Here is a 6631-nt window from a genome sequence, read left to right as displayed (position 1 = left end):
TACAGGGTGTGCCAGGAATGAAAATTCGGTATCAATTTCTTTTCAGATTATAAAACAAAGACCGAGAGTTTTACCTCCCGGTCTTTATTAATAGCAATCTCTCTTTTTAATATTCATCATTTGTGATAAATATTTCTACTCTCCTATTTTTAGCACGCCCAGCTTCACTTGTATTGTCTGCAATGGGTTCGCTATATCCTTTCCCATCTTCTGTTATGTTGTTTGTTTCTATACCAGCGGTTCTAAGGTAATTCCCTACTGCTGCTGCTCTATTTTTAGAAAGTATGATATTGTATTGTTTTTCTCCTATATTGTCTGTATGCCCAATTATTTTAATCTTAGTATTGGGTATTTCAGTAATGATATTACATAGGTTAGAAAGCATTTTTTGAGCTTCTTCATTTAATTCATATGAATCAAATTTGAATAAGATTTCACTTTGAGCTGTTGCTTTAAATTGTTCTTTTCCATTTTTATCCTTATAGCTGGAGATTGATAAGCCATCAATAGCTTTTAGTTTATTTCTTCTAGCTTCTATCTTTTCTTGGATAGCTTTATCTCTTTCTTCCTTAACTAATTTTGCACTTCCACCAACTATTGAAGCGGTTGAATAGTTGCTATTATTTTCTATCATGTCTTTTTCTTTGTCGCTTAGTTCAGCGTTACTGAAAGTTATCATATGCGTTGAAGTACATGCGGTAAAAAATGTAATAACGAAGGCTGCTAGTATAATTATTTTCTTTTTCATGATTATCTTATTGCTATAATAGGTCTGATTTTAAATGAATTTCTTTTGCTTGTACTGGTTGCTCTTCCTTTTGTTAATGAAGAAATTAGTGCAAACACTTTAGGAGTATCTTTTCCTGCTCCATCTTCTGTAGAACTCCAGTACCAACCATCAAAGTGCGTTCCTCCAATGATTGAGAAAGAAGAATATACCTTTTCAAGATTATTAGAGATTGCTTTGTTTTGTGCGATAGAGCCAATAAACCAACCTGTAACACCTTTTGGCGCATATTCTATAGCTTTTTGAGCTGCTGGATAAGCTAAACTATCCTTTATAGCAAAGTTCATTATTGCGGCAGTATTAGCTGCTCCATCAAAGCTGTTTTCATCTTCCGAAACATTAGCTATATCCTCGTCTGTGTCTATTAAAGGATTTTCTTCTAAATCTTCTAATGAAACGGCATAAGCGGTTTCTTTTATATTTGGATTATTCCCATCATTACACCAAAATACAACTCCAATGGCTTCTTTTTCACTGGGTGAAAAAAGCGAGGGATGCACTATACTTCCATCACTACATAAGATACTACCCGGCTGTAATGATGTGTCTATAATATCTTCGTGTTTTGTACATGATGATATTACCCCTATAATGGATAATAGAATTATATATATTTTTTTCATACTTATTTATTTATTGGAAATTTGACACCTACTAATAATCCATTTCGGAAATGGTCACGTGTCCAAAATACAAAATCATTTTTTTGCATTACAAAAACTTGCATTCCATTTCTAAATGAATAGCTATATTCTAAACCTATATCAATGGAAGCCTGAAACCCTTTTCTGTTAGCTCCTAAATCAGCTCCAAACCTCCATCTTAAATTACTGTTTTTGCCTCGTGAGATTGTAGGTTTATATGCTGCACCTATGCCGAATGTTTTATAGCTCCAGAAACTATCAGAGCATACCTTATTACATACCGGGCATTTATCATATGCTGTAGCTAAATCAATATATAGTTCATAAGCATTGTGATATTTACCTTCAAACTCCAGCCCTACAACTGCATTGACGGTATTTTTCCATTGCCAACCTCCTGAAATATTAAAAAACTTATCACCATCACCAGCCATTGACTTTAGGAAAAAAAATAAGGTGATAACAAGAAATGCTATTCTTTTCATAATCGTAAAATTTTATTCAGTAAAAGCATCTGCATGAAGAATGTCTGCATAATCAATTCTTAATGTTATAGTACGTCCTGAAATCTGTTTTTCAGATATTTCTATGGTAAGAACTTTTTCGTCTGGGAAAGTAAATTTTTCAAAGACAAAAATATTTCGATAGTTCTTCTTGAAAACAAGATTCTTATTAACTTGCATCAATGGAAGTATTTCTATAGATTGAAAATTAGTAGCCTTTGTTTGTTTTTTATCTTCTATTTTGAAGCGTATTTGGTCTATATCATATCGTATTTTTGTTTTATTAATCATAGAAATATCAATAAAGAAATACTTATCTAATGTGTAGATATTGTTTAGTACAATTTTCATTAGGTTACTTTTACTGGAAACATCATAGAATTTATTTTTTGAAATAAACATTCTATGTGCGTAATCATACATTTGTGCTTTGGTTAAGTTCACTTCTGGATTCATATAGCTACGTAAATCAGCATAAGGGATATTAAAGCGAGTGTATGCTTTTGCTAAATCGCTACTATATACTAGCATATATTGTACGAAAAATCTTTCTGTAACAATGGTGATAACTCCACTAGCTCCTTCTTTTGTGGGTTTTATTCTAAGAGAGTTACCAGTAGGAATATCGCCAACAATATCATTGACTGATATATCAACATATTTTATATCTTCCATAGCTATAAAATGCGTTGAAACATCTTTGTTGACGTATATAACCTTTAGTTCTTCTGGGTTTTCACCTGCAAGCTCGATGTTTTCTCCAATAGGGGTGTTCTGTGCATTTCCTGTAATAACAGAAATCATTGTGCATAATGCAATAAAAATCTTTCTCATATTATTGTTCTTTATCTTTGTTGTTTACTAAAAAAACTTGTGTGTTATATTTTAATTTGGCTTTGTTTTTTTTGATGTTTTTGGAAAGAGCTTGGGTTGTACTACGGTAAGCATCTTGTAAAGCACCTAAAGCGAATTGTTCTACTCCTTCTGATTGGCTGTTCATTTGTATAGTTTGGCTTCCTATTTGCGCTCCAACATCTTTACTCAAATCTCTAAAAGCTGATGAAGGAACAAAGAAACCTTCTTGTCCGTCATTATCATATACGGATAAATCTACTTTCATTTGTTTGCCATCAACCATTATAGAGGAAATATTAATGTGTACTCTTTGGGCTTTAAAGCCAGATACATTCCCATATAGGTAAGTACCTTTAGTTAAAAGAGCATCATTAATCATTATATCATCTAGAAGCCGTATGCGTACTCGGCTACCATCTGTTACTTTTAGAGTTTCATCTAATATAGCTGTGATTAGTGAAGTTTTTTGTTCTTTCCCTACAGTATTAAAATATACTTCTGCGGGATTTTTCGCTTTTACAACTTCTATAGCCATTTCTTTTGGCTTTTCATCCTGTTTTTTTTGAGGTGTTCTAGGACGTGGATTTTGCAATGAATCTATATAAGCCATTTGCATTTTAAAAAGCTCCATTTCTTCTTGCATCTTGGATTTTTCAGGAGCTTTTCTAGTTTCTATTTGACTTGATTCATCTATAGTAGGAAATCCTTTTATTTGTTGTTCCAATTCCTTTTCCCGGATTCTAGAAGCTTGATTTAAACTGTCAATTTGCCTTATTTCATCATTGGAGTAAAGAGAACCAGAACTTTCAATTTCGCTAACTTCTTCTTCTTTATCTATGGTTTGTATTGATGAATAATCAGAAGATTTATTGAAAGCTCCTTTGAGTGATTCAAATTTACTTTTTATCTCTCTTTTTTCTAAATTAGCATCAGGAATATCAAGATTTAATTCTTCCGTTTCTACTAATGTAGTTTCTTCTGCTGGGGCAGAGTTTATCATATCCTTAACTAGCCATCCTATCCCTAGAATAAAAGGTAGAATGAGTATCGGAATGATGTACTTAGGCTTTTTAATATCAATCTGTTTCATACGCTATTTATTTAATTTATTGTATAAATCTTTTATTCGTACTGTGTCTTCTGGAGTTAATTTCCCATTTTTTCTTAGCTCATTAATTTCATTTTGCATTTTAATCACTTCTAACAAGTCGTGAACTCCTACTTGTTTTTTTTGTAGGTTACTATCAATGTTAATTTGTACTTTGCTTTTTTCTTCATTGAAGACTTGCATTGGCTTTCTTTCTGGACGCATTACTAATGATAGAATTGTGACGAAAGAAAGGAATGAAATCGTAATTCCAAACATGGCTTTACGGTGTATGGCAGCCCACGCTAATAAGCGTTCACAAGCGTTATTAACTCCGAACTTTTGAAATATTTTAGTAAGAAGAACAACTGTAGCTTGTTCGGCTTTAGTCTTGATACTTTCTTTTCTATCATTCTTTTTATGTTTAAACAGTTTCATTAGAAATTCTTTTTTACTTTATAATCTAGGTCTTTGTTGAGTATCGTTTTCCAATCTGTGATAATAAGTCCATGAGGATTATTTTCAGTACGTGGAATTTGTCTTAATTTCCCTGTAGTTACAAGTTGCCTTTTTAGAATAGAAGTTTCTCGCTCTATACGTTGGATGCCATAGTATTCAAAAGATAGGTTGTTCATGTCCACCTTGATACTATCTGTCATAATTGTTACTGTTGCAGAACTCGCTAATATGGTGTTGAAATATCCTTTTTCTTTTAAATTATTATATTGTTTTAATCCGCTATCATCAATTAGATACATGGCTTTTTCCATGTTGTATTTTATAAATTCATCGTCTGGTGGTAATGTGAAAAATAAAGTGTGGAATAGATTTATGTGGCTTTTACATTCGACTTCCAAGTTGACTTCTGTACCAGTTTGTTTCACTAGTACAGGGACATCATTATCCAAAACATATATTTTTTTTCTTTCAGCTTTCACTAAAGAGAAACAAAAGGCTAGTACCATACCTGAAATAACTATACTAGTTGCAAAACAGCCAATGGATAAAATTCCGGCTAATTTGATTTTATTTTCTAAGTTTTTAATAATCATGATTATGTGAATTTAAAATTTAATGAATCTTTTTACATAGCTGCACTGGCTCCACCTGTAGCCGGAGCTGCTACAGCTTTGGTTGCGATGGCTGCTCCTCCAACCATGCCTCCTACTGCTTGCCCTACTCCAGTTGTACTTACAATCCATGTAGAAACAAAAGGTATTGTAAGCATGGCAAATGCTCCAAGTAATGCTGTAAGAAGGAAGCTATTGACACCTCCAGAGGTCATTCCGACATACATGACAAATGCAGCTTCATTTCTAAGCGCATATTCTAAAATTTCAATTTCTCTTTCTATCCCATATTGCATTACTACTAAAGAAATTGATAATACTATATATGCAATACATGAATATAAACTAACACTGACAAAACGAGCTATCCATTGTATATAAGCATCCCGAAATGCAGGTAAAACAGAGAATGCAAAAGCTAGTGGACCAAGAATAACTAATATTCCTGTGAATATGATTTGTAGGAAAAAGACAAAATAGGTACATACTTGCCAAAAAGTAACGACAATAAATTCAATGATATTAAACATTATCATTTTAACCTTAGCGACTACATATACATATAATCCAGCTATCTTGTCTCCAATAGCTGAAAAGTCTATACTAAAATCATACCATTTCTTATCCTTAACTTCATTTTCGGCTCTTTCAACTTCTAATGAAGTATGTAATAACTCTACTGCTACGCTATCAATGAGTGCATATCTATTACGAGAAAGTAATTCTACTTCGTCTATCTGGTTCGTAAACATAGCCTTGCTTTGTGCTGTTAATAATTCTCCGGGATAACTGATTAGATTAATAAAGGGAATCCAGAACATAAGAACCAATCCCAGTGCGAATGGACGCAATAATGGGATAATCTCTAATTTTTTATCTCCACTCATCATTTTGAAGCTTTCTACTCCAAAATATAATAACATAAAGATTGCTGCCAATGCTTGCGCATCCGCAATAAATTCTCCGAACAGAACAGTTGTTTTATCTCTTAGTCCATCAAATAATTCAAATAAGAATTTATCTATTAACTCATTCATGGCTCATTATTGTTTTATTTATATTATTCAATCTTGTTATTAATGAAAGAACTTCTATTAGTTCTTTATCAAAACCTAAATAGGCTTCTCTCTTTTTAGAGTTACTCATATGTGAATCATGGATTATATCTATGTTCTTTTTGATTCTAGTAACTTCATCAGTTATAACTTCAACGTGTTCTTTATTACCGCCATTAGAAGAATATTCGACAAGTTTTTTATTTATATCATTAAGAATATCATTTCTGCGATTTTTAGTTAAAGTATATTGATAATCAATTTCTTTATCTCCAAATTTGAAGAGTTCCTGTCTATATATGGTATCGACATTATACCCTTCTTTTTCTGTTTCTGATTTATTGTACTCTACGGCTGCCATCATGGGAATTTCTTGTAACTGGAAATTACGTCTATCTTCCTTTCCGTATTTGTCGTGTAACCCTAAGCCCGGCAAAGGAATTTTAATACCCAAAACCTTTTTATACCATATCCAGTAGTGATACCATTCTGGTTGTAGTCGTACTCTATCCATAAATTCCATATTATTAAGTACGCTCCATTTCCCTTTATCCTTTACAGGCATTTGGGAATAGACATTAGAAGTACCAATAATCAACATTAGGGAAAAAAATAAAAGCACTCTTTTCA

General features: G+C 32.4%; 9 protein-coding genes. All 9 read right to left on the bottom strand.

All coding sequences use genetic code 11. The annotated features are described in order from the left end of the window. Window positions 1-106: 106 nt before the first annotated feature. Complete coding sequence (locus HMPREF2794_RS07205) at window positions 107-748, bottom strand: OmpA family protein (RefSeq protein WP_005647323.1); 642 nt, start codon at window positions 746-748, stop codon at window positions 107-109. A gap of 2 nt (window positions 749-750) precedes the next feature. Continuing rightward, the gene (locus HMPREF2794_RS07200) at window positions 751-1410 is read right to left on the bottom strand and encodes a hypothetical protein (protein ID WP_004295384.1); all 660 of its coding nucleotides are present in this window, start codon (window positions 1408-1410) and stop codon (window positions 751-753) included. A 2-nt stretch (window positions 1411-1412) separates the two neighbouring features. Beyond that, window positions 1413-1916 (bottom strand): hypothetical protein, encoded by a 504-nt coding sequence (locus HMPREF2794_RS07195; protein ID WP_005647321.1) that lies wholly within the window; start codon window positions 1914-1916, stop codon window positions 1413-1415. Between the two features lie 12 nt (window positions 1917-1928). After that, on the bottom strand, window positions 1929-2768 hold the full coding sequence (traN, locus tag HMPREF2794_RS07190; RefSeq protein WP_005647318.1) for a conjugative transposon protein TraN: 840 nt from the start codon (window positions 2766-2768) through the stop codon (window positions 1929-1931). Window position 2769: 1 nt separating this feature from the next. Next, on the bottom strand, window positions 2770-3879 hold the full coding sequence (gene traM / locus HMPREF2794_RS07185) for a conjugative transposon protein TraM (RefSeq protein ID WP_005647316.1): 1110 nt from the start codon (window positions 3877-3879) through the stop codon (window positions 2770-2772). A 3-nt stretch (window positions 3880-3882) separates the two neighbouring features. Beyond that, complete coding sequence (locus tag HMPREF2794_RS07180; RefSeq protein ID WP_005647314.1) at window positions 3883-4314, bottom strand: hypothetical protein; 432 nt, start codon at window positions 4312-4314, stop codon at window positions 3883-3885. Next, complete coding sequence (gene traK / locus HMPREF2794_RS07175; protein ID WP_005647312.1) at window positions 4314-4928, bottom strand: conjugative transposon protein TraK; 615 nt, start codon at window positions 4926-4928, stop codon at window positions 4314-4316. Before traK ends, HMPREF2794_RS07180 begins: the two co-directional genes overlap by 1 nt. Window positions 4929-4960: 32 nt before the next feature. After that, a complete protein-coding gene (locus HMPREF2794_RS07170) occupies window positions 4961-5983 on the bottom strand; it encodes a TraJ family protein (RefSeq protein WP_004295376.1) in 1023 nt (340 codons plus the stop codon). After that, the coding region (locus tag HMPREF2794_RS07165; protein ID WP_246839592.1) for a hypothetical protein at window positions 5976-6631 on the bottom strand (656 nt) is incomplete at its 5' end. The genes HMPREF2794_RS07165 and HMPREF2794_RS07170, both read right to left, overlap by 8 nt.

It is taken from the genome of Bacteroides sp. HMSC067B03 (genome assembly GCF_001811315.1).
GTDB lineage: Bacteria > Bacteroidota > Bacteroidia > Bacteroidales > Bacteroidaceae > Bacteroides > Bacteroides faecis.
The sequence above is the reverse complement of the archived record's forward strand: the minus strand, read 5'-3'. Positions and strand labels throughout refer to the sequence as shown.